This window comes from Cryobacterium lyxosi, assembly GCF_004403345.1.
Classification (GTDB): Bacteria; Actinomycetota; Actinomycetes; order Actinomycetales; family Microbacteriaceae; genus Cryobacterium; species Cryobacterium lyxosi.
In genome coordinates this window covers 106345-130039 of the sequence record NZ_SOGT01000005.1, presented here as the reverse complement: position 1 = coordinate 130039, position 23695 = coordinate 106345, and the positions used below count along the sequence as shown (strand labels likewise).

The 23695-nt window shown below is 62.6% G+C and carries 23 protein-coding genes; 17 read left to right on the top strand and 6 right to left on the bottom strand.

All coding sequences use genetic code 11. The features are described from left to right. Positions 1-22: 22 nt before the first annotated feature. Positions 23-700 carry a GntR family transcriptional regulator gene (locus E3T27_RS04545; protein WP_134571723.1) on the bottom strand — a complete coding sequence of 226 codons (678 nt, stop codon included), beginning with the start codon at positions 698-700 and terminating at the stop codon, positions 23-25. 798 nt (positions 701-1498) lie between these two features. On the opposite strand from E3T27_RS04545, the gene E3T27_RS04540 reads away from it, so the two are divergent. The 5 genes from E3T27_RS04540 (at position 1499) to E3T27_RS04520 (ending at position 4881) form a co-directional block, all read left to right on the top strand. Beyond that, positions 1499-2173, top strand: coding sequence for a hypothetical protein (locus E3T27_RS04540; protein WP_166786095.1), 675 nt, complete (start codon positions 1499-1501; stop codon positions 2171-2173). Positions 2174-2497: 324 nt separating this feature from the next. After that, the gene (locus E3T27_RS04535) at positions 2498-2755 is read left to right on the top strand and encodes a helix-turn-helix domain-containing protein (RefSeq protein WP_241992117.1); all 258 of its coding nucleotides are present in this window, start codon (positions 2498-2500) and stop codon (positions 2753-2755) included. Positions 2756-3004: 249 nt separating this feature from the next. Further along, positions 3005-3436, top strand: a complete 432-nt coding sequence (locus tag E3T27_RS04530; protein WP_134571721.1) for a hypothetical protein — start codon at positions 3005-3007, stop codon at positions 3434-3436. 352 nt (positions 3437-3788) lie between these two features. Next, positions 3789-4313: a hypothetical protein gene (locus E3T27_RS04525; RefSeq protein ID WP_134571720.1), complete on the top strand. Its 525-nt coding sequence runs from the start codon at positions 3789-3791 to the stop codon at positions 4311-4313. A 100-nt stretch (positions 4314-4413) separates the two neighbouring features. Continuing rightward, entirely contained in the window at positions 4414-4881 is a 468-nt protein-coding gene (locus tag E3T27_RS04520; RefSeq protein ID WP_134571719.1) for an SRPBCC family protein, read from the top strand. A gap of 110 nt (positions 4882-4991) precedes the next feature. Here the strand turns inward: E3T27_RS04520 and E3T27_RS04515 are convergent, their stop codons facing one another. Further along, positions 4992-6905 carry an ABC transporter ATP-binding protein gene (locus E3T27_RS04515; protein WP_134571718.1) on the bottom strand — a complete coding sequence of 638 codons (1914 nt, stop codon included), beginning with the start codon at positions 6903-6905 and terminating at the stop codon, positions 4992-4994. 43 nt (positions 6906-6948) lie between these two features. After that, a complete protein-coding gene (locus E3T27_RS16460; RefSeq protein ID WP_166786094.1) occupies positions 6949-7113 on the bottom strand; it encodes a hypothetical protein in 165 nt (54 codons plus the stop codon). Between the two features lie 356 nt (positions 7114-7469). Here E3T27_RS16460 and E3T27_RS04510 point away from each other — a divergent pair, with 356 nt between their 5' ends. Then, positions 7470-7709, top strand: a complete 240-nt coding sequence (locus tag E3T27_RS04510) for a helix-turn-helix domain-containing protein (RefSeq protein WP_241992116.1) — start codon at positions 7470-7472, stop codon at positions 7707-7709. Between the two features lie 121 nt (positions 7710-7830). Then, entirely contained in the window at positions 7831-8547 is a 717-nt protein-coding gene (locus E3T27_RS04505; RefSeq protein WP_134571717.1) for a site-specific integrase, read from the top strand. A 7-nt stretch (positions 8548-8554) separates the two neighbouring features. On the opposite strand, the gene E3T27_RS04500 is transcribed toward E3T27_RS04505, so the two are convergent. Then, positions 8555-9016, bottom strand: coding sequence for an SRPBCC domain-containing protein (locus E3T27_RS04500; protein WP_166786093.1), 462 nt, complete (start codon positions 9014-9016; stop codon positions 8555-8557). A 356-nt stretch (positions 9017-9372) separates the two neighbouring features. Here E3T27_RS04500 and E3T27_RS04495 point away from each other — a divergent pair, with 356 nt between their 5' ends. After that, positions 9373-9588, top strand: coding sequence for a hypothetical protein (locus tag E3T27_RS04495; protein ID WP_166786092.1), 216 nt, complete (start codon positions 9373-9375; stop codon positions 9586-9588). Between the two features lie 59 nt (positions 9589-9647). Here the strand turns inward: E3T27_RS04495 and E3T27_RS04490 are convergent, their stop codons facing one another. Continuing rightward, on the bottom strand, positions 9648-11078 hold the full coding sequence (locus E3T27_RS04490; protein WP_134571714.1) for a dihydrolipoyl dehydrogenase family protein: 1431 nt from the start codon (positions 11076-11078) through the stop codon (positions 9648-9650). A gap of 85 nt (positions 11079-11163) precedes the next feature. On the opposite strand from E3T27_RS04490, the gene E3T27_RS04485 reads away from it, so the two are divergent. The 9 genes from E3T27_RS04485 to E3T27_RS04445 all read left to right on the top strand — a co-directional run bounded on the left by E3T27_RS04485 (position 11164) and on the right by E3T27_RS04445 (position 20786). Beyond that, the gene (locus E3T27_RS04485; RefSeq protein WP_134571713.1) at positions 11164-11802 is read left to right on the top strand and encodes a class I SAM-dependent methyltransferase; all 639 of its coding nucleotides are present in this window, start codon (positions 11164-11166) and stop codon (positions 11800-11802) included. A gap of 736 nt (positions 11803-12538) precedes the next feature. Then, positions 12539-12889, top strand: coding sequence for an NADH-quinone oxidoreductase subunit A (locus tag E3T27_RS04480; protein WP_104195617.1), 351 nt, complete (start codon positions 12539-12541; stop codon positions 12887-12889). Continuing rightward, positions 12880-14085 (top strand): hypothetical protein, encoded by a 1206-nt coding sequence (locus E3T27_RS04475; RefSeq protein WP_134571712.1) that lies wholly within the window; start codon positions 12880-12882, stop codon positions 14083-14085. Before E3T27_RS04480 ends, E3T27_RS04475 begins: the two co-directional genes overlap by 10 nt. After that, on the top strand, positions 14082-15017 hold the full coding sequence (locus tag E3T27_RS04470; RefSeq protein ID WP_134571711.1) for a complex I subunit 1 family protein: 936 nt from the start codon (positions 14082-14084) through the stop codon (positions 15015-15017). Before E3T27_RS04475 ends, E3T27_RS04470 begins: the two co-directional genes overlap by 4 nt. 2 nt (positions 15018-15019) lie before the next feature. Next, on the top strand, positions 15020-15583 hold the full coding sequence (locus E3T27_RS04465; RefSeq protein ID WP_104195614.1) for an NADH-quinone oxidoreductase subunit J: 564 nt from the start codon (positions 15020-15022) through the stop codon (positions 15581-15583). Then, positions 15580-15882: an NADH-quinone oxidoreductase subunit NuoK gene (gene nuoK, locus E3T27_RS04460; RefSeq protein ID WP_134571710.1), complete on the top strand. Its 303-nt coding sequence runs from the start codon at positions 15580-15582 to the stop codon at positions 15880-15882. The genes E3T27_RS04465 and nuoK overlap by 4 nt, the downstream gene beginning before the upstream one ends. Next, positions 15879-17840, top strand: a complete 1962-nt coding sequence (locus tag E3T27_RS04455; RefSeq protein ID WP_134571709.1) for a proton-conducting transporter transmembrane domain-containing protein — start codon at positions 15879-15881, stop codon at positions 17838-17840. Before nuoK ends, E3T27_RS04455 begins: the two co-directional genes overlap by 4 nt. 3 nt (positions 17841-17843) lie before the next feature. Next, positions 17844-19334: a complex I subunit 4 family protein gene (locus tag E3T27_RS04450; RefSeq protein WP_134571708.1), complete on the top strand. Its 1491-nt coding sequence runs from the start codon at positions 17844-17846 to the stop codon at positions 19332-19334. 6 nt (positions 19335-19340) lie between these two features. Further along, positions 19341-20786, top strand: coding sequence for an NADH-quinone oxidoreductase subunit N (locus tag E3T27_RS04445; protein WP_241992115.1), 1446 nt, complete (start codon positions 19341-19343; stop codon positions 20784-20786). A gap of 398 nt (positions 20787-21184) precedes the next feature. On the opposite strand, the gene E3T27_RS04440 is transcribed toward E3T27_RS04445, so the two are convergent. After that, positions 21185-23533 (bottom strand): FdhF/YdeP family oxidoreductase, encoded by a 2349-nt coding sequence (locus E3T27_RS04440; protein ID WP_134571707.1) that lies wholly within the window; start codon positions 23531-23533, stop codon positions 21185-21187. Positions 23534-23695: the final 162 nt, after the last annotated feature.

Here is a 23695-nt window from a genome sequence, read left to right as displayed (position 1 = left end):
TATCATCGCGGTGCGTAGCAGTTCATTCCTGCCAGAACGCGAGCGAGTCCAACCAGGCAAGCAGCAAACTGCAGGTGGCCAAAATGTGGTCCCGCATTGAAGATCGGGCACCCTCTGCATCGCCCAACTCGATTCGGTCAATGATCGTGGTGTGACCAAGCCTGTTGACCTGTTCCCAGCCCGGGACGCCATGGAACGCAGAGTCAAATTGCAGCGGCACCAACCGCCGCGCTGAATCGGCGAACCAAAGGAGCTTGGGAGCATCCGCCATGGCATGGACCGCGGAGTGCAACTTGGCGTTCAGGGTAAGCGCGAGGGCGCTGCGGTGGTCCTCCAACTGATGAAGTGCACGGTCTACCTCCCTGAGGACATCAATTCCATCGGGCGTGACTCGAGCCGCCGCTCGAGCAGCGAGCTCTCCCTCTGCCGTAGCCCACATAAAGTAGGTGTCTTGGACATCGTTCCGCCGAATTGGCGCAACGCGAAACCCCCGGTTCGGAGCGTGAACGACCCAACCGTCTTGGGCAAGCAACAGAAGTGCCTCACGTACGGGCGTGATGCTCAGGTTCAGCTTTTCGGCCAAGGGTGCAAGCCGTAGCTGCTCTCCGTGTTGAACCCCACCGGTTAAGATTTCGTCTCTGATTGCAGACGCTACAACATGTCCCAAAAGTTCGCGCTCCGGCTTTACTACGAAGTTCATTCAAATATTTTATCAGATCTGGAACTGACGACGGGGCGTCGCTTCGGGGATCGAATGCTGCATCGTGGTTACTAACGCGGCGGATGAAAAACCACTTCCATCACAGAAACGAGCGATTAACCGGATTCCGCAATTCGTGTCACGTTCTAATGCGCCTCCACGCAGATGCCCACCATTTACCCACCTGAATCAACTCTGACCGACCGACAATGTCCGCGTAAGATCAGATCAAGCGAACCGCCCGGTTCCCTGCAAAATCACAGGAAACCACGAGTTCCCGAGACATTCAGTCACGTCCAGAATCGCCCTGATTCTGCAAGGGGTCGCAGGTTCAAATCCTGTCAGCCCGACAGATGAAATAGCAGGTAGAGGCCAGTTCCGCACTTTGCGGGGCTGGCTTCTTTTGCATGAATTCGACGATAACGCCAACGGTTACGCCAAGTGAGATTCTCGGTCCGCCACGAACGGATCGCACTAATGTCGGGAGACATACGCCCGCGAGTGGCCGCCTCAGAATGGCGCGACGGGCTACGTCGGTGCCCAGGCCTTAAGAACGTTGGCGAGGAGCACCGGGAGGTAGAGGTCCTGGGGGTGGTGCCGCATCCGTTGGTCAGGGCCTCGGTCCAGACCTCGCTAAACGGAGTCCGGCGACGCACAAGAGCGTCGACCTTGGAAAACGACACTTCATGCCCTTGCTTAGGAGCACCTTGTGACTGAGCGGCCTTCAGAGGGTCGACCTTGTCGTTTCACGGAGGTCCTGAACCAAGTTCGGCTCACTGCATCCGCGATGATGACTTTATGAGCAACGGTGGAGAGACAGTCTTCGAGTACGAAATGATCCCAGATTCCGCGGACGCCCGATTGTTCGTGGAACTGTCGAGCTATGGCGCCGATCTCAGCGAAGCTCGTCATGCCCTCGCCCTTGCGAGCGAGGGCAACGAGGACTCCCCACTTCGAGATGCGGCGGCGTATCTGATCGGCTTCGCGGCTCTCGCCTACTGCCGCACTTTCTTCGCCTCGAACGTGCGAAAGCCTTTGACCGACCACATATCGATTCCCGACGAGCTCCAGGACCTTCACCGGTTGATTGGTGCATTCAGGAACACCACAATTGCGCATTCCCAGTCTGAGCTCGCAATAACCTTCCCAGTTGGAATCCTCGACGCCGGCACCCTGCGGGTGAGAGACGTGACAGCAGCGACCACATCTCAGACGCTCCCACCACCACTGGTGAGCCGCTTCCTCGCACTCTTGGAGACTGTGGATGAGCTCCTCTTCGAAGTAACCGAGCCGGTCCGGCAGCGCCTGATCGAGCAACTTGGCAGGTCCAATCGGGCCGGCATGGTTGCTGGGGGTGCCCGACCGATTGTGATCAACGCGACGGATGCTGACTTCGATCCGCGGACGAAGCGCTCACGCTATCCCACCTCAAACAAGCTGCATTGGTCATCAACACCGCTGAGCGGCCAATGAAACCGCGCTTCGCGCTCGATCCGATCTGACCAAGCCAGAGATCGTGCCCCGGCAGCGCTGGAGGAAAAGAATGGGGACTGCGGAGGAAAATGAGTTCCACAGTCACCGACGATCCGCGCCCTGCTGTGTTTCGTGAACAGCCCACCAAAAGTCCCGGAAACTCACGAGTTTCCGGGACTTTTTAGGTTAAAGATTTAACTAAGTCATCACTACGTCATCACTTTCAGCGTTCCAGAGCCGGTGATTCGATCCCGCCGTGCGAGTCGCCGACGTCGGTTTCGGTACCTCCCGATCGTCCGGGATCGTCGTGCACACCTTCTGGGCATGAGTATCCACGACGACAAGCTAACCTCGACTCCCACCGACGACTGGGGGCTCGAGCCTCTGATGGATGTTGCCGAGCTGGCGGCCTACCTGGGCATCCCCATCTCCATGGTCTACGACTGGCGGGTGCACGGCAAAGGCCCCACGGCCTACCGGTTCGGCAAGCATCTGAAGTTTGCCATCTCCGACGTGCGAACCTGGATCGCCCAGCAGCGCGAGCCTTCCTCCAGCGAGCCCAGACGCACCGATCGGCCGTGAGCTGAGATGGCCCGGCAACGGTTGACGATCGGCACCTTGTCTGGTCGTCGACGCAACCCGTGGGGTCGCTGGGCAATCATGCGTTCGTACCTCCTCGACGGGGAGCCTCGATCCCAAGTCCAGCTGGCGAAAGAAACCAGCGTGACGCAGTCTGCGGTGTCCAAGTCAAACAGCGCACTCGATCACCTTATTGTCCGATCAACTTCTGGTTGGAGGGCGACAGATCGCTTAGCGCTCTGGGAGATGTTCATGGCTGAGTACGCTGGCCCGGGTGGAATCACAACACACTGGTACGGGCTGGATGCTGTCACTGACCAGTCGAATGCGGTTGTGGCCGCCGGCGCATCCGCTGGAGTCCAAGTTTTGGTCTTTGGAGATTCCGCAGCTGACCAGTTGGCGCCGTGGCGTGTGCCTACGCGTGCTGTCATCTCCGCCACGTCGGGGATCGCCCTGGGCAAGCTTGGCTTCGCGCAGACCACTGATGCGCGTGCCACGCTCACGTTCACCGTTCCGGCCGACCAAACGATTTGGGCAACCGCAGCCTCGTGTTCGCAACGAACCGACACGCCGACCGTCGATCCGGTCATCGCGGCGTGGGATGTCAGGCGGACGGGTGGCCCGGACGCGGATGAGGCTGTTCAACGGATCCGTGATTTCGTGCTTGCACGAGGAGGATCTTGATGATCCGACGCTCGGTAGAGACGGTCGCGACCTCCAAGGCCGACACGCCGCCTACCAGGCGTTGGAAGACGTGGCCCGTATCACCGAGCACCTCGAGGATGTCCGGGTCGTAGGCGGCCACCTGGCCAGCTTGCTGCTGACCGCATTCCCCGTCGCGGGAGCAATCATCCGGCGAACAATATGGCTAGATGAGTCGATCGAACCGGCCGCAGTCCCAAGTGGCGTAGGGGTGTGTTGTCGGATAGCGTCGCATTTATTTCGCGGTTCGCGGGCTTGTCCATCTGTGGAAGTGCGCACGCGCAAGAACTTCCATGGCTACGGTTGTAACGAGCATAGTGATTGAGAGCGCGTAATGACGTACAGCGTAATTCGAGTTCGCGCGACGCCTGGTGCCTCGCGCTCAGGGCACAGGGGTAACGTGCTCGTGGTTGCTGGTATCGCGGTGGCCGCGTGGATCTCTTTCGGCCGCCACCTCTTCGGGATCGGTGGCGACCTCACCATCATCTACGCGGCGACGCTGGGTGTGATTTTTGCCGCCTTGCTGGTGTTCACGGGGCTCGCGGTACGACGCACGGCACGTCGAGGGTTCGAAACTCGCGCGATAACATACGCGTTTTTCCTTGTATCAGGCGTTAGCGGACTCTTGTTGGGACTCACGCTTCCAGATTCAACACCTCGCGGTTTGCAGACAATCATCAGCGGACCCACACAGCCTGCGTTGGATATCGCTATTGGTATCGCGAACCCCCTGGGCGTTATCGGAATCGCGACCGCGATCATTGCGCTCGTGCTTTCGATTCGCGATTCGCGCGGTCGAATCACGCTTGTTGAGTCTTGGGGCGACGAGGATGACGGCGCCCTTGTCGACCCCGCGTAGCGGCAATTCGTTGCATCGACGCCGCTCTCGAAAGACCCACGTGCAGCGCGTCAGGCCGGAAACACCGTCTAAGAGACAGCCCCCACCTAGGCTGAGCAGTATGACAATCGAACAGGTTGAGCAAGGGCCCCGCCAAGTTGCGCGCACTGTTGAGGTGCCGGCTTCGGCCGAAGACATCTTCGCGTTGGTGGCTGATCCGCACCGTCACGGTGAGCTGGACGGCTCGGGCACCGTCGGCGGTACGGTGTCGGGGCCGCGGCGGCTCACCCAGGGCGCAAAATTCTCGGTAGCGATGAAGCAGTTCGGCGTCCCGTATCGCATCACCAGCACGGTGATGCGCATCGAAGACGGTCGGCTTGTAGAGTGGCGTCACCCCGCGGGACACCGGTGGCGCTGGGAACTCACGCCGCTCACGCCCACGTCTACGCGCGTTACGGAGACGTTTGACTACAGCACCGTCCCAGCCGTTCAGGGAAAGGTCTACGAGCTGCTCGGCTTTCCTCGGCAGAACGCCGCCGGCATCGAAGCCACCCTTCGCCAACTCACGTCGCGCTCCGCCCGCGCTTGACGTGAGGCCACCGGGCCGGAGTCGGTTACGCGGACGTAATTACCAGCGCCACCGACTCGTCGGTCGTCCGGCTCAGGCGCCGAACCGCATGGTGGCGAAGTGCTCAGTGACTAGATCCCGCTTAGCGCTTCCGCATCCGCATCCGCATCCGCCGCAACATCCTTCTGCACGGCGAACTGGGTCCGGTGCAATTCCTCGTACCGCCCACGCACAGCCAGCAGTTCCTCGTGCGTACCGCGCTCCACGATCGAGCCGTCCTCAACCACGAGGATCAGGTCCGCGCTGCGGATGGTGGAGAGGCGGTGTGCGATCACCATCGCTGTCCGTCCCTTGAGCGCCTCGCTGAGCGCCGCCTGCACGGCGGCCTCAGACGTCGAGTCCAGCGCCGCCGTCGCCTCGTCGAGGATGACGACGCGCGGCTGGGCGAGCAGGAGCCTCGCGATGGTCATCCGCTGGCGCTCACCCCCGGACAATCGGTAGCCACGCTCGCCCACCATGGTGTTCAGCTGGTCGGGCAGGGACCGGATGAGCGGCTCGAGCCGCGCACGGCGGACGGCGTCCCACACCTCATCGTCGGACGCTTCCGGCCTCGCGAGGCGCAGATTGGAGAGGATGGTCTCGTGGAACAGGTGGCCGTCTTGCGTCACCATGCCCAGGGTATGCCGCATGGAGACAAAAGTGACATCGCGGACATCCGTCCCCGCGAGGCGCACGGCGCCGCTGTCGACGTCGTACAGGCGCGAGAGGAGCTGCGCAATCGTGGACTTACCGGCACCGGACGTACCAACGAGGGCAACGGTCTGACCCGGCTCGATCCTGAAGGACACGCCGTGCAGAACCTCGTCGCCGCCGCGGGTGTCCAATGTGGCAACCTCCTCGAGAGAGGCGAGGGACACCTTGTCCGCGGACGGGTAGGCGAAGCGGACGTCGTCGAACTCGACGGCCACCGGGCCTTCGGGGACGGCGACGGCGTCGGGCTTCTCCTTGATGAGCGGGTCGAGGTCCAGCACCTCGAAGACGCGCTCGAAGCTGACCACCGCGCTCATGATCTCCACCCGTGCGTTTGCGAGGCTGGTCAGCGGCGCGTAGAGGCGGGTGAGGAGGAGCGCTAGGGTGACCACGTCACCGGTATTCAGTTGGCCGGCGAGTGCGAGGAAGCCGCCGAGCCCATACACGAGCGCGAGGGCAAGAGCAGAGACGAGCATCAGTGCGGTGAAGAAGACGAACTGCAGCATCGCGGTGCGCACCCCGATGTCGCGGACGCGGGCGGCGCGGACACGGAACTCCTCGGCCTCCTCGTCGGGCCGGCCGAACAGCTTGACGAGGGTGGCGCCGGGCGCCGAGAAGCGCTCGGTCATCTGCGTGCTCATGGCGGAATTGTGGTCGGCGGCCTCGCGGCGGAGCGCGGCGAGGCGGCTGCCCATACGGCGGGCGGGTACCAGGAAGATGGGGAGCATGATCACGGCGAGAACCGTCACGAGCCAGGACGTGCTGAGCATGACGATCAGGGTGAGGATCAGCGCCACCAGGTTCGTGACCACGCCGGACAGCGTGCCGCTGAAGGCCTGCTGAGCGCCGATCACATCGTTGTTGAGGCGGCTCACGAGGGCGCCCGTCCGTGTGCGGGTGAAGAACGCGATCGGCATCTTCTGCACGTGATTGAAGACGGCGGTGCGGAGGTCGAGGATCACGCCTTCACCGATCCGCGCCGAGTACCAGCGCGTCACGAGTGACACGGCGGCGTCGGCCACGGCCACGAGCGCGATGACGACGGCGAGCCACACAATCGTGCTGACCGCGCCCTGGGCGACGATGACGTCGACCACCTGGCCGGCGAGTACCGGCGTCGCGACCGCGAGGAAAGCTCCCACGGTGGAGAGGGTGATGAAGATCAGCAGCTTGGACCGGTAGGGCACCGCGAACGTCATGATCCGCCGCACGGACTCACGGGAGAAGCCGTGTTTGCCGTCCCTGGCGCTCGAGATCTTTTGCAGCGAGCTCCAGGCCGCGCCTTCCATGCTCATGATGGTTCCTTCCGTGGGTACCAGACCAAGTTTAGATGGCGAGTTACCCGAGCTCGGGGTTCTCCCCAGCGGCGGCGAACCGGGGTTTTTTCATGAAACGGCTCTCGGCAACGAACGTGTGGGCGGTGTTTGCAACGCGGCTGCCGAGGTGACGCGCGGTGCGCCGGTCAGCGTTGGCAATGAAATACGCCCGCCAAAAGCGGTTCATAAGGTCATCATTTACCCATCACATTCATCACTGAATGACCCAAAACGATGACGTACAATTGGAAGCAGCGAACCGCTCGGTTCCCTGTAAACACAAGGGAATCCGCGGGTTTTCGGAGACAGTCGGCAACGACATAATGAAGGCAAAAACCTCCAAGGGGTCGCAGGTTCAAATCCTGTCAGCCCGACAGAAAGTCCCGGAAACTCACGAGCTTCTGGGACTTTTTAGGTTAAAGAATTGATCACCTCATCTAAAACCCCTCCGAGAATGCCTTCTAGCGGCTCAGCTATGCGAGACCACCACGTTACATTCGGTCCCCTTCGATTGCTTAGGTGCACCAGTCGCACCTACGGAATATGAACACAAACGAAAACAATTCAACCGCCGTCTCGTTGGAACCGCTGATGGATGTCGCCGAGCTGGCGAACTACCTCGGTATCCCGATCGCGACTGTCTATGACTGGCGCGTGCACTGCAAGGGGCCGACCGCATATCGGTTCGGCAAACACCTAAAGTTCACCATCTCCGACGTGCGCTCCTGGATGGCCCAACAGCGCGAACCGTCTGGGCAGCCCGGTACACCCGCTCGGCGGTGAACTGATGTCGCGGCCACGTCAGACGATCGGCACCTTCGGCGACATCATCACGCGCGTGAGGCCGTCGGGCCAGTTCGAGGCCCGAACCCACTATCGGGATTAGGATGGACAGTCGCGCCAAGTGCAGGCCACCGGCAGTAGCGCCAAGGCGGCCGAACGCGCGTTGAAGGGCAAGCTAGCGGAGACGACCCACGTACAGCCCACGAACGGCTATCTGACTCCAGACAGCCCGTTCCCTCACCTGGTGAAGTACTGGCTGGACGACATCGACGCGGAGGGCCGAATCTCCAAGACCACCCGCAATCTACACGAGCGCAACATGCGCACGCTCGTGCTGCCGGTGTTTCAATTTCTCACGCTGCGCGCGATCGGTGTCGTTCGCTGCGATCAGTTCATCAAGCAGATGGCGAAGCTCTCCTACAGCCGGGCCAAGCAATCGCGCGTCGTGCTGCGCCTGGCGCTCGAGCAGGCGGTGCGGCACGAGATCCTTCCGACCAATCCCATGGACCACGTAGACCGTCTGCACCGGGAGCCGCACATCTCCGACGCGCTCACGGCGGTCGAGGTCAACAAGATCCGCACCGCGATCGCTCGCTGGGAGGCCGGCGTCGGCTACATCTCCGGTCCCAGGCCAGACGGGCAGCTCGGCTCGATCGTCGAGGTGATGCTCGGTACGTCAGTACGCATCGGAGAGGTGCTGGCAATCCGGCGCCTGGACGTTGACGTCACCAGCGCCGTTCCGTCCATTCGCCTGGCCGGCACGATCGTGAGCCGCAAGGGCGAGCCGACCTTTCGGCAGGACCACCCCAAGACAGCTAGTCGAGCGACTCCCCCGTAATCGTGAACTACTCAGTGACACCCTCGAGTAGGGTCGCGAGCTCGTCGAGTTCGACGTCCCAGCCCTCTCGGTTCTGCTCAAGACGTTCGCGACGGTAGCGGGTGCCGCCGGGGAGTGTGTCGAAGCCCGATTCGATGACCGTGACATCCGTCCCGGAACCAACATCGGCGACGGTGAAGCGCACGTGCGTCGAGTACTCATCGAGCTGATCGGCGGGGATTCCCGACCACCGGAAGCCGAACGAGCCGTCGAGCACGACCTCGGTGATTTCGATCGGAAAGCTGCCGTAGTCATCCCAGTCGATGCTGCCAGTTGCACCGGGCTCGAGCGCGGCGAACACCACACCGTCGCCAAACCACTTGACCATCACCTCGGGGTCGGTCAGCGCCTTCCAGACCTGCGCGCGAGAGGCTTCGATGTGCACGGTGCGGGTCACGGTGTGCCCCTTGATTCTTGCGTGATCAGACACGGTATTTCCTTCACGTTCAAGCCGAGCGCGACGGGACAGTGCCCGCCGAGCGGCACGTCAACAAGATCTGCAAACGCACCTCATCGAGCCTACTCATGATTACGTGTCTGTTCACGGCCGGGAGAGTGCCGTGGACGCGAGGGGCAACGCATCAGAGGTCGGTCCTCGAGAGCCCAGAGCGCATGGACGCCTCACGAGGCCAATCATTCGCCAGGTGTGGTTCCCGCCTAGTCCAGCACCGTCATTCGGAACAACCCGGTTTGCTTGGCGCCATCGACTACGAGAGCGCCCGTCGATGAACCGATTGGTCTACCACGTCCCTAGATTCGAGCGAGGTCGCGATGTGCAGGCCCGCGATGCGGGCCGCGGTCCGAGCATCCGCTTTGGTCAACCTGCTCGTGGGCACGCGCTCGATGACGTCCTGCAGCGCAAGCTTCACCACCAACGACTCGGCCGGCACCCGCGGCATTCCCCGATGTGCCCGCGCCCGATGCTGCATCGATCTCGACAGCTCTGGCCGCGGAGAACTCGCGCATGCGGGCGTCGTTCTTGAGTATGTGGTCGGTCAATAAAGGTGGTCTTTTATGGCAACGCACGAACCGGTAGATCGATGACGGCTGCTTCCTCGATCTCACCGCAGGCGCGCACTCCGCAACCGTCGGAGGGTGCGCGTCGCCACCAGAAAGAGACCGGAACTGAGTCGGTGGCGCACATCGGCCACTGCCACATTCCAGAGGCCGTCGTTGTAGGTAGGGTATGCGTGCGTGGTTCCGGCGATATTGCTCGTGGTGAGCCGGTTCTTGACCGCCAAGGAGATCTCGCCGAGAGTTTCTCCGGCTCGGGGACCCACCACAGTGCCGCCGAGCACTCGGCCGCGTTTGTCCACGACCAGCTGCGTGTAGCCATCCGTTTTCGACATCGTCACAGCCCGGTCGACGTGCTCGTGGTCGCAGGTGACGATGCGGTGGCCTCCGGTCACATCTTTGGTTTGCAGGCCGACGGCGCCTACCTCCGGGTGGGTGAACGTGACCCGGGGGACCACCGCACTATCGAACTTGCGGGTCAGGCCGAGGATTGCGTTGGTCGCGGCCACGCTGGCATTCACTCCGGCAGTGTGGGTGAACTGGGGCAACCCGGTCACGTCCCCTGCAGCCCAGATGCGAGGGTTGGAGGTGCGCAGCCGGGAATTGACAACGACGTTGCCGTGAGAGTCGAGTCGCACTCCCACAAGCTGCAGATCGAGACCGGCGGTGTTCGGGCGGCGGCCCAGTGCGGCAAGCACCCGGTCGAAAGACAGGGTGCTTTCGTCGCTGAGGGTGAACGTGCCTGAACGGCGATCGGTCGAGGAGACCTTGGTCACGCTGGAGTTCGTGCGCACGTCCACGCCGTCCGCAATGAGCGCGGCGTGGATGATGGCGCTGGCCCGTTCATCCTCCTTATGCAGGATACGTGGCCCGTTCTCTACGAGCATCACGGCCGATCCGAGACGAGCCATCGCCTGGGCGATCTCACAACCGATCGCCCCGCCGCCAAGCACGACGAGCCGCTCGGGAAAAGTACGCAGGTCCCAGAACGTTTCGCTAGTCAGTAGATCGACCGAGTCGATCCTGGGGATAGCCGGCAATCCCGGCGAGGCGCCGGTGGCGATCAAGGCCTGCCGAAACCGCAGCTCGCGACCGTCGACGTCGACGGTGTCGGGACCGGTGAAACGTGCCCGGCCCCGTACCACCTCGACGTTGTCCCCCACGAGCGACTCCTCGGAATCAACCGGAGCGATTTCGTACATGGCGGCCCGCACGTGCTCCATCACCCGAGCGAAATCCACGACAACATCGTTCACGCTCACCCCGAGGCCTGCCGACGAACGGGCCGTCGTGGCGGCATCCGCGGCCGCGATTAGAGACTTCGAGGGCACGCAGCCGGTCCACAGGCAGTCCCCACCGAGGCGGTTGTCCTCGATCAAAACAGTCCTCGCCCCGAACCTGGCTGCGGTGCGGCTGGCCACGAGACCAGCCGTTCCTCCACCGATGACGACGAGGTCCCATACGTGCGTTTCAATCATGTCTGCGAGCGTAGACGGTCTACGCTGCCACCAGCGAGAGCGAGCCTGGTTAGGCTGATGGGAACGAAAGGCCGGTCGAGCACTCATGGTGAATGTCTACGAGGCTGCGGGCCGCCTCTACGATGCGCTGTCCGGAGAACATGTCGTCTACCGAGCCGGCCGACAATCGGGTGTGGCGCTGTTGAATCTGCGTGCCGGCGACACAGTCCTGGACCTCGGCTGCGGCACCGGCCTGAACCATGCCCTACTCGTCGACGCCGTCGGGCCGTCGGGCACAGTGGTCGGGCTGGACCGCAGCCCGAAAATGCTCGAGATGGCCCACCGCCGAGTGGAAACCAACGGGTGGACACGCGTGTGCCTGATCAAAGCGGATGCCACCACGTTCGATCTGAATGAGGTCGCGAAAGAACTCCCGGTACCGTCGAACGGACTCGTCGACGCCGTGTTCTCCAGCTATGCGATGAGTGTCTTCGACGACTGGCACCCGGCCTGGGATCGGATGCGGGCGCTGCTCAAGCCCGGTGGTCACGCCGGCATCGTGGACATGCAGCTGCCCGTCGGCCGCGCCCGGATATTCTCTCCACTCGTGCGGCTGGCCGCCTCGGTTGGTGGGGCCGACCTCCACGCTCGCCCGTGGACCGTCATCCAACGTGAAGGTGTGGATGTTCGCTCCGCGTCGCTGCGCGGCGGCCACATCCAGGTAGTGGCGGCCACGATCCCCTAGCCGACGACTTGGGTCGTGTGTGTCTCAGATCACAGAACTCCGGGGAGGCAAGGTCAATCGTTCGCAGATGCAAATCTGGGAGATTCATCCCCTGAAACCGAGCCTGGACCATTCGCGGCTGGTCCCGCTCGATGAGCAGACCGGCGACCTGATACGCCTGGTGCTTAACGCCGGGCACAACTTGGACTGAGGCGCTCCGGCTTCATCTGCACCCAGCAGTGCCAACACGATAGCGCCACGCTCCGAAGCTGAATGAATGGGCAAGTTGGCGTCAACGCCGTGGATAAAATCTACGTCGGGACGTCAGACGTAAACGAAGCGACCGCCGACTCGAAATTATCGAACAGGACATGTCGTCGCGGTGCTTCTATGTTCATGACGTCAAAAGCAGAACCACGTTTTCCGATGTAACCGAGGACCTTTTTTGGTGACCTTTCGTGGCACCGGCGATCACCGACACGCCAGTCATGGTCGGACAGACTGCGAACCTCAAGATCTCCCGGTGAGCATGGTTCGTGGCTCTGATTCGACATTGAATCTCCTTCGTGATGAGCGGTTGCGGCTGGCCAAGCCTTGACCGGGTCCAATACTGTTGCCAGCAAACGCAACGCCTACCGATGGCCGCCAGCGTACCGGTGCTGCACAAAGTCCCGACTAGCTTCACGCAGATGACTAGGTTGGAGAATGCATCGATCTAAAAAAGCTATGAGGCCGAGGAGTGGTGAGAGGGAGGCGCGTGTCCACCTACATCAGCATTGCCGTTCTTCTCGCAGTCGCGCTGCTAACAGTGGGCGGCCTCTACCTGGTGGCGCGGTACACCGCGGTGGCCCCCGACCCCCTTGAGCGGTTGCCGTTCCTTTCCGGCTGGGAGCCGGAAGAACATGCGCTGTCCAGGTACCACGCCAGGTGGTACCCGCTGACCCTGCTCTTTCTAGCCTTTGACGTGGAGATGCTCTTCATGTATCCCTGGGCATTGGTCGTGGCGAAAGACGGAATCGGCGCCGTCGTGGAGATGTTCGTCTTTCTCGGTGTGCTCATGGTCGGTGTCGTCTGGGCTTGGCGAGAGGGTGCGCTGCGGTGGGTCTAAGAAGCACGCTGGCAGGACGCGCCACCCGCAGAGTGCACGTGCTCGTGCTGGAAGTTCCCGGCTGGGGTGAGACTCGTATGCGCGTGGAGGCGGAGCTTGCTCGTCGGGGCTGGACGTCGGCGACATCCCCGGCGGATGCTGACGTTCTGCTGGTCTGCGGGGAACCGGGAGAGGAACTCGAGTCCGCGCGCGCCCGCCTTTGGTCACAGCTTCCCGGCCCACGGGTGCGTACGGCAGTGAACACCGCAAGCGATGTCGCTTCGACTCTCGACCGTGCCATGGATGACCTCCTCGATGACGTCAGACAACACAGCGATGCGCGAACCCGCTCGCGCCAGCCAGCAAAACCACGTGACGAGACCGCGCACACCGAGCACGCAGCGCCTGGCGACAGCATCGAATCGACCGAGCATGACGTGGATATGAACATGGACATGGACATGGACATGGACATGCCGATGCCGGGAGGGATCCCTTTAGCGTCGGGCGGACCCGATCGCGACGGCCTCGAAATGGATGTGCTTCACGTTCCTCTTGGCCCGGTACTCCCCCACTGGCCCGCCGGGCTCGTTGTGCGCTGCGTGCTCCAAGGTGATGTGATCGTCAGCGCTCAGGCAGAAATCCTTCCCGCGGCGCAACCGAGTGGTGACGGCCTTGTCCCGGATAATAGCCACCGGACGACGGACGACGAACGACGACGGGCTGTTATCCGTCGTTCCGATGCTGCGGCGTCGGTGCTTGCTCTAGCCGGGTGGTCGTTCGCGGCAGGCCGCGCCCGACGGATTCGCGACGCCGTGGCGTCGGGCACGGCGCTGCTCGACGTGGCAGCCGACCTTGACAAGCTTGCGCAGAGCGTCGGCCGCTCCTGGACTCTGCGTTGGACGCTGAAAGGCATCACGGTCGGTGACACACTCGCCCAAGCGGAAAACGGGATGGGGCAGAGCGGATCCGAGACGGTGAGAGGCCGCCTCATCGGCTGGCTCGACGAGGCGCGACGCACTGCCCGAGACGACAAGGCTGAAGGAGCGTACGAGCTGCAGGACCCCCTGGCGTTGCAACGCAGCCTGCTGAGCGCGATCCCGCGACTGCTCAACGGCACGGATATCGCGACCGCGCGGCTCATCATTGCCGCTCTGGCAATCGAGACGGCCCCCGTCACTCAGACTCCACAGTCGCATATGAGCGACAAAACATGATTGACATCATCGAGGTGAATCCTGTCTGGGCTCTGTTTGCTCCGGTCGCACTCGGCGTTCTCGCCCTGGCCGGAGCCGCGTTCAATGGGATCCTCGTCTCTCGTGCCGAGAGCCGGTCGTTCCGTTCGGGAGCGGCCATCCCGGTGTTCGAGATCGCCCGTCTGATGCGCCAGCGACGCCGCACGACCGTCGCGGCTGATGTTCTCCTCTGGCGCATCGGCTGCGCCGGCCTCGTGGTGGTCGCGGTGCTGAAGACGGCGGTGATCCCGGTGGGTCCGTGGGTTCTGGCGGATATACCGGTCGGGGTTGTCTGGTTCAACGCAATGGACGTTCTGGTGTGGGCGCTCGTGTGGCTGATCGGCTGGGGCGCCAACAGCGCCCACGCGCTGGTGGGCGGCTACCGGTTTCTCGCACAGGCCGTCTCCTATGAGTTGCCACTGATGTTCGCACTGGTGACCCCCGCCGTCGCAGCGCATAGCCTGCGGGTGGGCGATATAGTCGCCGCGCAACAAGAGTTGTGGTTCGTTATCTGGATGCCCATCGCCTTCGTCGTCTTCTGCATGAGCGTCGTCGCTTTTTCCAACTGGGGACCCTTTGCGACAGCCGCGAGCGGAGACATCGCGGGTGGGATCCTGACCGAGGTATCCGGCGTGGACCGGCTGCTGATTCTCGCGGGACGCTATGCTCTGCTCACGACAGGCGCAGCCTTCGCCGTTGCTCTCTTTTTCGGCGGTGGGGCCGGTCCGCTGTTGCCGAGTTGGCTGTGGACGCTCGTGAAAACCCTGCTGTTGCTTGCGGCGTTCGTCACCCTGCGGCATCGTATGCCAGCTGTGCGTCCCGAACGCCTCGCTGAAGTCGCCTGGATAATCGTGCTGCCGGCGGTACTTGTGCAGACGCTCGTTGTCTCCATCGTCGTCGCTGTGAGGGGCTGAGCATGCTTTCGGTCATTGTTTTCTCAGCACTGGCGGTCATCGCTCTCGCCTCGGGAATCGCGGTCTTCCGCGTCGACTCCATGGCGCGGGCAACCTACGCCCTGGCTGTGTCCTTCGTCGCCGTCGGCGCGATGCTGCTGATGTTTGATCTCGACTACATCGGCGTCATCACGATTCTCATGATGGTGATGGAGATGGCCATCATGGCGATCTACATGATCATGTTTATGGGGATGAACCCTGCCCTCATGCCCATGAGCATGGTCCACAACAAACGATGGTCGGCGATCCTCGCCGTTGGCACCTTCCTCCTGCTCGCCGGTGGCGCATTACTCATCCCCTGGCCCGCACGCAACGGTTCGCCGGCCGCCGACCTTACCGCATCCCTCGGCGAGGCAATCATGGGATCCAAGATGCTCGTGATGCTCACCGTGAGTCCGATTCTGTTCGCAACGATCGTCGCTGCCCTCGTACTTGCAAACCCCAGGGGCCGCTACGACCGTTGGGGCGACGATCTGGATCGTCCCACTCCTGACGACCCACAACAGGGCGGGTTGGGACGATGACCCTGCAGCTCGTCCTTATCGCCGCCGCGGCACTATTCTGCATCGGGCTCTACGGCGCGCTCTCCCAGCAAGTCGTCGTCATGGTGATGATGGGGCTGGAGCTCATGCTCAACGGCGTCATCCTCGCGGTCACCGCATTCTGGTGGTTCCTGACACCGATCCCAGACGGGCAGGTTCTCCTGCTCGTGGTGATCGCGGCGATGACCGTGGAAATGGCGATGGGGTTCGCCGTTGCCACTCTCCTGCATCGTTCCCGGAGGTCAGATATGACCGACTCAGCAACGGACCTCACCGGATGAACGATGCAACGGTAAGCACGTTGGGCGTGGCTGCGCTGTGGCTTCTCGTCACTCTGCCTGCTCTGGCGGGAATTGCACTCTGCCTCACGGGACGGCGCGCGAATCTCGTCGCCGTTCCGGTATCGCTCGGCACCGCAGGCTTCACCGTGGCGGCGGCGTTCGTCATAGCTTCCTTCCGCCCGTCCGTCGAAGTCCCGTTCTTGGCCGGCGCTTCATTCGGGCTCGCGGTCGACGGACTCTCGGCCCTGATAGTGCCGACGGTCGCAGTTATCACCCTCATGGTCCTGGTCTTCGCGGCCGCTGAGGGAACGGAATCGCCAGCGCGCTTCCACGGACTGATGCTCATCTTTGCGGCGGCCGTGGCGGTGACGGCCACCGCCACGACATTGCCCACTCTGCTGTTCGCGTGGGAGATCATGGGCGCCATGTCCTACGCGCTGATTGGCTTTCACTGGCGGGAGGACCACCGGGTCGGTGCCGGACTGACCGCGTTCATCACGACCAGGTTCGGCGACCTCGGTCTCTACCTCGCGGCTGGAGCCGCCTTGGCGGGCGGCGCCGGGTTGGGAATCGCTGACCTGGCTGCGGCTCCGTCCCCGTGGCGTCACCTCATCGCCGCGGGAATTCTGATGGCCGCATTCGGCAAGGCAGCGCAACTGCCCTTTAGTTTTTGGCTTTCTCGGGCGATGGAAGGCCCGAGCCCGGTTAGCGCCCTCCTGCATTCGGCGGCGATGGTGGCGATGGGTGGTTACCTCCTGCTGCGACTCGCTCCGCTGCTGGAGGTCACGGGCTGGGCTGCGACGACGGCAGCGTGGGTGGGCGCCCTGACCGCTCTGCTGCTGGGCGCCGTCGCAGTCACCCAGACAGACCTCAAACAGCTCTTGGCGGCATCCACTGCAGCGCAGCTCGGTTTCGTGGTGCTGGCTGCCGGCGTCGGTTCCATGGCGGGCGGGACGACCCACCTCATCGCTCACGCTTCAACGAAAGCGCTCCTGTTCCTCGCGGCGGGCGCCTGGCTCGCGGCGCTCGGCACCAAGCAACTGCCAGCGCTCCGGGGCGCCGCTCGCCGCTGGCCGCTGGTCGGGGTGACGTTCGCTGTCGGCGCCCTGTCCCTGGCCGGAATAGCCCCTCTGGCCCTATGGGCGACGAAGGATCAGCTCCTGGCCGCCGCCTTGGAAACCAGTACGGCCCTGTATGTCGTGGGCTTGGCCGCCGCCGCACTCGCCGCGGCATATGCGGGCAAAGCTCTCATCATCGTCTGGAGCCACCCACTGGCGAATGCCCGCGACGAGTACGACACCGAGCAGCGCGGCACGCGGCACATCGGCGCCTGGAAACGGGTACCGCTTACCGTCCTGGCGGCGGGCGCGGCGCTCCTGGGGGTGCTCACCCTGCCGCCGGTCGGCGACTGGGTACGGGGTGTGCTCGGAGCAGAATCAGAACCGCGGCCCGGCATGCTCGAACTGGTCGGCTCGACCCTGCTGGCACTCCTCGTACTCGGTCTGGTGGCCTGGAAGGGAGCGCCTCGATCTTCCTGGGCCGCGAACTGGCTCGGGCTCGAGCAGATGACCCGGGTCATGGTCGTCGACCCGCTTCTTCTCCTCAGTAAACGACTCGCCCGTTTCGATGACGCAGTGCTCGATCGTGGAATCCACGTTGCGGCGCGCGCAGTAATGCTCGGCGCCCGTCGACTCGGCCGGTTCGATGACCACGGGCTCGATGCGGCAGTGACTGCGGCGGCACGCGGCAGTATCGTCACCGGTTCCGCTGCTGCCCGGGCAGACACCGACGGTGTGGATGCGGCAGTCGAGGCTATCGCGGGCACCGCGCGCCGGTTCGGCGTGATCGCCCGGCGTCCCCAAACGGGCCAACTGCATCAGTATTACGCGCAAATCACCGTCGTTCTCGCTGTCGCCGTCATCCTTCTTCTCGTTCTCCTTCTTCCCGTTATGAGGTAATCCATGCTCAGTCTTGTCGTCTTCCTGCCGGTACTGACCGCGGTGATCCTCGTTGTCGTGCCCCGGGTTCCGGACCGGGCCGCCCGGTGGGCCTGGCTGGGAATCGCTCTTATCGATCTGGCGCTACTGGTGGGAATGTGGATCGCCTTTGACAGCCCGAAACCCGGCGACCTCGCGTACGAGGAACAGCTGCAGTGGATGCCGAGTGTGGGCAGTAGTTACCACCTCGGAGTGGACGGTCTGTCCCTGCCGTTGCTCACTCTGACCTCCGTGATCTTCGCCGCCTGCGCGATCTATGCCCTCAGGGAGAACGACCGACCCAGGCCGCAGGCCGCTCTCTTCCTGTTTCTCCAGTCGGCCTGCCTCGGCGTGTTCGCCGCGCAGGACCTGATCTTGTTCTTCGTCTTCTTCGACCTGTCACTGGTCGGCATGTACTTCGTCATCGCCGGTTGGGGCCATGGTAACGCCGCGCGCTCGGCGCTGAAGTTCTTCTTGTACACGTTCCTTGGGTCTTTGGCCCTGCTACTCGGTTTCATCGGCTTATATCTTGGCGCCGACCCGCACACCTTCGATATGGTCGAGCTCGCCCAGTCTCCCCCCTTCCAGAACAACCCCGTTGCAGGGGGCTTCGTGCTCGCCGCCATCCTTATCGGCCTCGCGATCAAGACGCCCACGTTTCCGTTCCACACCTGGCTACCGCCGGCTCACACCGATGCCCCCGCCATCGGCTCTGCCGTGCTGGCCGGCGTGCTGCTGAAAATGGGCACCTACGGTTTCGTGCGCATCGCGATGCCTCTACTTCCCGACGCCTGGCGATCCTGGGCCTGGGTCATCATCGTCGTCGGCATCGTGTCGGTGCTCTATGGCGCCCTCGTTGCCTTGGCCCAGACCGATGTTAAACGGATGATCGCCTACACGTCGGTCAACCACATGGGCTACATCGTTCTGGCCGTCGGCGCCGCTGGCGTCGTCAGCGACAGCTCCGCCCAGGCGCAACAGCTCGCCGTCACCGGTGCTGTCGTGCAGATGGTCAGCCATGGCCTGATCACCAGCGCACTTTTCCTCCTCGCTGGCGTGCTGTACGAACGACGGCAGAGCTACGATCTCAACGCTTTCGGCGGGCTCGCGGCACCGGCACCCCGGTACGCGGCATTCTTCGCCGTCGCCGCATTCGCGTCCCTCGGACTGCCCGGCTTCAGCGGGTTCATCGCCGAATTCCAGATTTTCACCGGCAGCATTGGAACCGTACCGCTGAGCCTGCTCGCACTCCCTGGCATCCTGATTACCGCGGCGCTGTTCCTCCTCGCATCGCAGCGTCTCCTCACGGGCAAACCGCGCGGGTTGTCCACCGGGTTTAGCGACCTGAACACAAACGAGACACTTTCCATCGGCTCGCTGCTGGTTCTCTCGGTAGTCATCGGGGTGTTCCCGCGGTTCCTACTGGACATCATCGAACCCGCAGCATCAGTCGTCGTCAACCTGGTCAGCCGTTAGTTGCCCGTGAACGTAGCACTGGACACTCTCTCCCTTTTACCGGAAGTTTTCGTTCTCGGCGGGGCGATCGTCGCGCTCCTCGCCGGGTCGTTCCTTCCCCGAAACCGCCAAGTCGCGACCCGGTGGATAGCCATCTGGGCGCTGATGGCGAGTGTGGTCGCGGCCGCAGCCGGGATGATGCAGCCGTCGACGACGATTTTCGAAGCGAGCTTCGCCGTGGACATCGGCTCCGGTTTCGGTCGAATCATCATTGCCCTGGCAACGATCTTCGTCATCGTGCTCGGAATCGAGGAACTCAGCGGCACGCGTCGGGAAAGTGAAACGTACGCCCTGCTGCTTCTCGCCGCCCTCGGCGCCATGCTCCTGTCTGGCGCCAACGACCTCCTCATCCTCGTAACCGGGTACCTGCTCACCTCGATCCCGTTATATGCCCTAATCGGAATGAGTCGTTCCCCCCATGCCGCCGAGGCTGCGATGAAGACGTATCTACTCGGCGCGCTGCTCGGAATCATGATGATGCTGGGCGTCACCGTGCTGTTCGGAGTCGGCGGAGGCACCTCGTACCGTCAGCTGGGCCCCGCTCTACTCGGTGCTCCGGCTGCCGCCGTGGCTGTGGGGGTCGTCGCAGTGCTCGGAGGCTTGATGTTCAAGGCTGGCGGCGTGCCGGGACACTTCTGGATTCCGGACGCGACACAGGCAGCCGGAACGGCTGTCGCAGCTTTCCTCACCACCATTCCGAAAGTCGGCGCTCTCATTGCGGCCTACCGACTGCTCGACATCATCCCGGCAAGCATCGACTGGCCACTGTTGGTCGGGCTTCTCGCCGCTGCCAGCATGACCCTCGGAAACCTTGCCGCATTCTGGCAAGACGACGTTCGCCGGCTGCTCGGCTGGTCGACAGTGAGCCAGGTCGGCTACCTCCTGCTGCCGGTCGCGGTTGCCGGGCGCAGTGACCTCGCCCTGCCATCGCTGCTTCTCTATCTCGCAGGTTACGCCGCCACTAACCTCACCGCCTTTGCGGTGGTAGCGGCACTTCCCACTCGCCGCGCCATCACCGACTATCGCGGGGCGGCCAGCTCCCATCCCTGGCTTGCCGGCGCCCTCGTCGTGAGCCTGCTCGGCCTCGTCGGCACACCCCCGACCATCGTGTTCGTCGGCAAACTCACCACGCTCGCCGCTGCCTGGGACGGCGGCCTCGTCTGGCTCGTGGTCATCGCCGTGATCAATAGCGTGGCGAGCCTGTTCTACTACCTGCGCTGGCTGGCACCGATGTTTTTCCACACTCCTGCGCTTTCCTATCCCACGGCAACCTTGTCACCGGTCGCCGCTGCAGCACGGGCGCGACGCCGCTGGGCAGCTCACTCGGCCATCACCGGAGCTGTATTCGTGCTCGTTCTCGGCGTCGTCGCCGGCGGCATCCTGTCAATCGCCGGGTCTCCCCTCGTTCACTGAATTAGCTGTGCTCACGCATCGACTTCAGAACATGTTTCTTGCCAACGAACATTTTTCGGTGAAGATGCCGCCTTGTGTAAGAGGGCGAACGAGGCGGGGACGCACCCGAAGGCACAGGTGAAGCCTCTGGTCAGTGCCCCTTGCATCCGGGCTCTTCAGCGCAGAGTTGAACACACTCCACGCGTCGACGGCGCCAATCGAGAACTGCAGCAACAGCGCTGCCATCACAAGCCCCATCGCATCACCGTCGGCTTTTTGGTCGTTCCGCCGATCGCAGTGGCTGATGATGACGTAGCGCTACCTTCCCGGTGGTGCTGGACAAGTCCCCATTGAAACACTCGTGGCGCGCAGCCTTCGCTAGTTCGGCTCTTCGCTCTCCCGCGGCTGGAGCCACAGCGCTATATTCCCGCCAATGTTCCTTCTGGCGCACGGCGACTGCCCGCACGGTACGTCTCGACCGGTTCCAGACGTACGACGACCGCTTTCGAAGCCGGTGTGTTGCTCCCGTCGGCCGTGGATCCCAGAGGAACGAGCGGGTTCCCTTCGGGAAAGTAGGTAGCTGCGCACCCGCGTGACGTCGGGAACGCGACAACCCTGAAGTCGCGCACCACTCGGTCGACGTTGTCCGTGAACTCACTGTGCACGTCGACGATCTGGCCATCTTCGACACCGAGCATGGACAAATCGTCTGGATGGACGAAGATCACCTTGCGGCTCTTCTTGATGCCGCGGTAGCGGTCATCCAGGCTGTAGATCGTCGTGTTGAACTGGTCGTGCGCGCGCATCGATTGCAGCAGCAGGCGTCCAGCCGGGCACTCGATGTATTCGAGCTCGTTGACCGTGATCATGGCTTTGCCGGTTGGCGTGTTAAACGTCCGCGAATCACGCGGCCCGTGGGGAAGGATGAAACCGTTGTCCCGGTGGAGTCGCTCATTAAAGTTGTCGAAGCCCTTGATAACGTGTTCGATGTGATCACGGATCGTGTCATAGTTCTCTTCAAACCCGGCCCAGTTGATGGGCCCGTCGTCACCGAATACCTGGCGCGCGATCCGAGTGACGATTGACACTTCGGAGAGTAGCTTGTCCGAAATCGGCTTGATCTTGCCTCTGGTCGCATGGATCGCGCACACGGAGTCTTCAACAGAGAGCATCTGCGGGCCCCCGGCCTGGATGTCGATCTCGGTGCGCCCCATAGTTGGCAGGATCAACGCTTCGTCGCCCACCGTGAGGTGGTTACGGTTCAGTTTCGTTGAGACCTGCACGTTGAGGCCCACAGAGCGGAATCCTGCTTCGGCAGCTGCGGTATCCGATACCGCGGACACGAGGTTGCCGCCCATCGCAATCCACACCTTGGTTTTCCCTGCGAGCATCGCTTCCACCGACTGAACGGTGTCGAAGCCGTTCTCACGCGGAGGATCGAAGTGAAATTCTTGCTGGAGGGCATCCAGAAATGCCGGAGGCATTTGTTCCCAGATACCCATCGTGCGATCGCCTTGCACATTACTGTGACCACGGATCGGAGAGGCGCCTGCGCCTGGCTTCCCGATGTTTCCCCGAAGTAACAGGAGATTCATGATTTCTTTAATGATGGCAACAGCGTCTTTGTGCTGAGTCAGCCCCATCGCCCAGGTGATGATGACCTTGTCTGCCTTCATGTACCGCGCAGCAAGCTCGTCGATCTCCGCCGTCGTCAGTCCGGTTGCTCGAAGGACCGAGTCGTGATCGAGCGTGGCGACATGTGCCTTGAACTCCTCAAGCCCCGCGCAGTTTTCCTCGATGAACTCGTGGTCGAGAACCGTTCCGGGGTGTGCGGTTTCGGCGTCGAAGACGCGTTTGGAGATTGCCTTCATCAACCACCCGTCGCCGCCCGCGCGGATTTGCACGTACTGGTCGGCAAGACCTGTTCCGTGGCCGATGATACCTTTCACCTTCTGCGGGTTCTTATAGCGGATCAAGCCAGCCTCGAGGAGCGGGTTGACCGCAACGATATCCGCACCGGCCTCCTTTGCCTCCTCGAGGGCCGTAAGCATTCTGGGGTGGTTCGTACCAGGGTTTTGCCCCATGACGATGATCAGGTCCGCTTGAGCAAAGTCCTTATAAGCGACCGTGTTCTTTCCGATGCCAATGGCCTCGCCCATGGCTAGCCCAGTGGACTCATGGCACATATTGGAACAATCGGGGAGGTTGTTGGTGCCAAGTGACCGGGCAAGCAGCTGGTAGATGAATGCGGTCTCGTTGGCGGTGCGACCACTGGTATAGAACGTCGCCTCGTTGGCAGAATCAAGGGCTTTCAGCCGGTCGCCAATAAGCGTGAACGCATCATCCCAGCTGATCGGCTCGTAGTGGTCTTTGCCTTTCGGCTTGTAAACAGGCTCAATCAGTCTGCCTTGCATGCCGAGCCAGTACTCCGACTTCTCCAGCAAACTGCTGATGGAGTGTGCCGACCAGAAGGTCGTCGGGATAGCCACCGGCGTAGCTTCCCAGGTAACGGCCTTCGCCCCGTTCTCACAGAACTCGAACGTCTTGCGGTGATCCGGGTCCGCCCAAGCACAACTCATGCAGTCGAAGCCGTCCTTCTGATTCATATCGGTTAGCAGCTTCAGACTGCGACCAATACCCATCTCCAAAAAGGCCGGCCCCATGGAATGGGTGACACCGGGCACTCCGGCAGCCCATGTCTTCGGATCCCCGACCACCATTTCAGTGGCATTTTCGTTGATATCCTCGATCGGGGCTTTCGCACTCATACCGCACCACTTTCTTGTAGTCTTGCCGGTATTTCGACGACGTGTTTATCGCCGGAATAGATCACCATAAAACTTTCCTGAGGAAGTCCTCCGATATTAATCGCACCTCGGACGCCAGTTCGGCGGCGCAGAAGAGTGGAGCCAAGACAGCGGCTAACACCG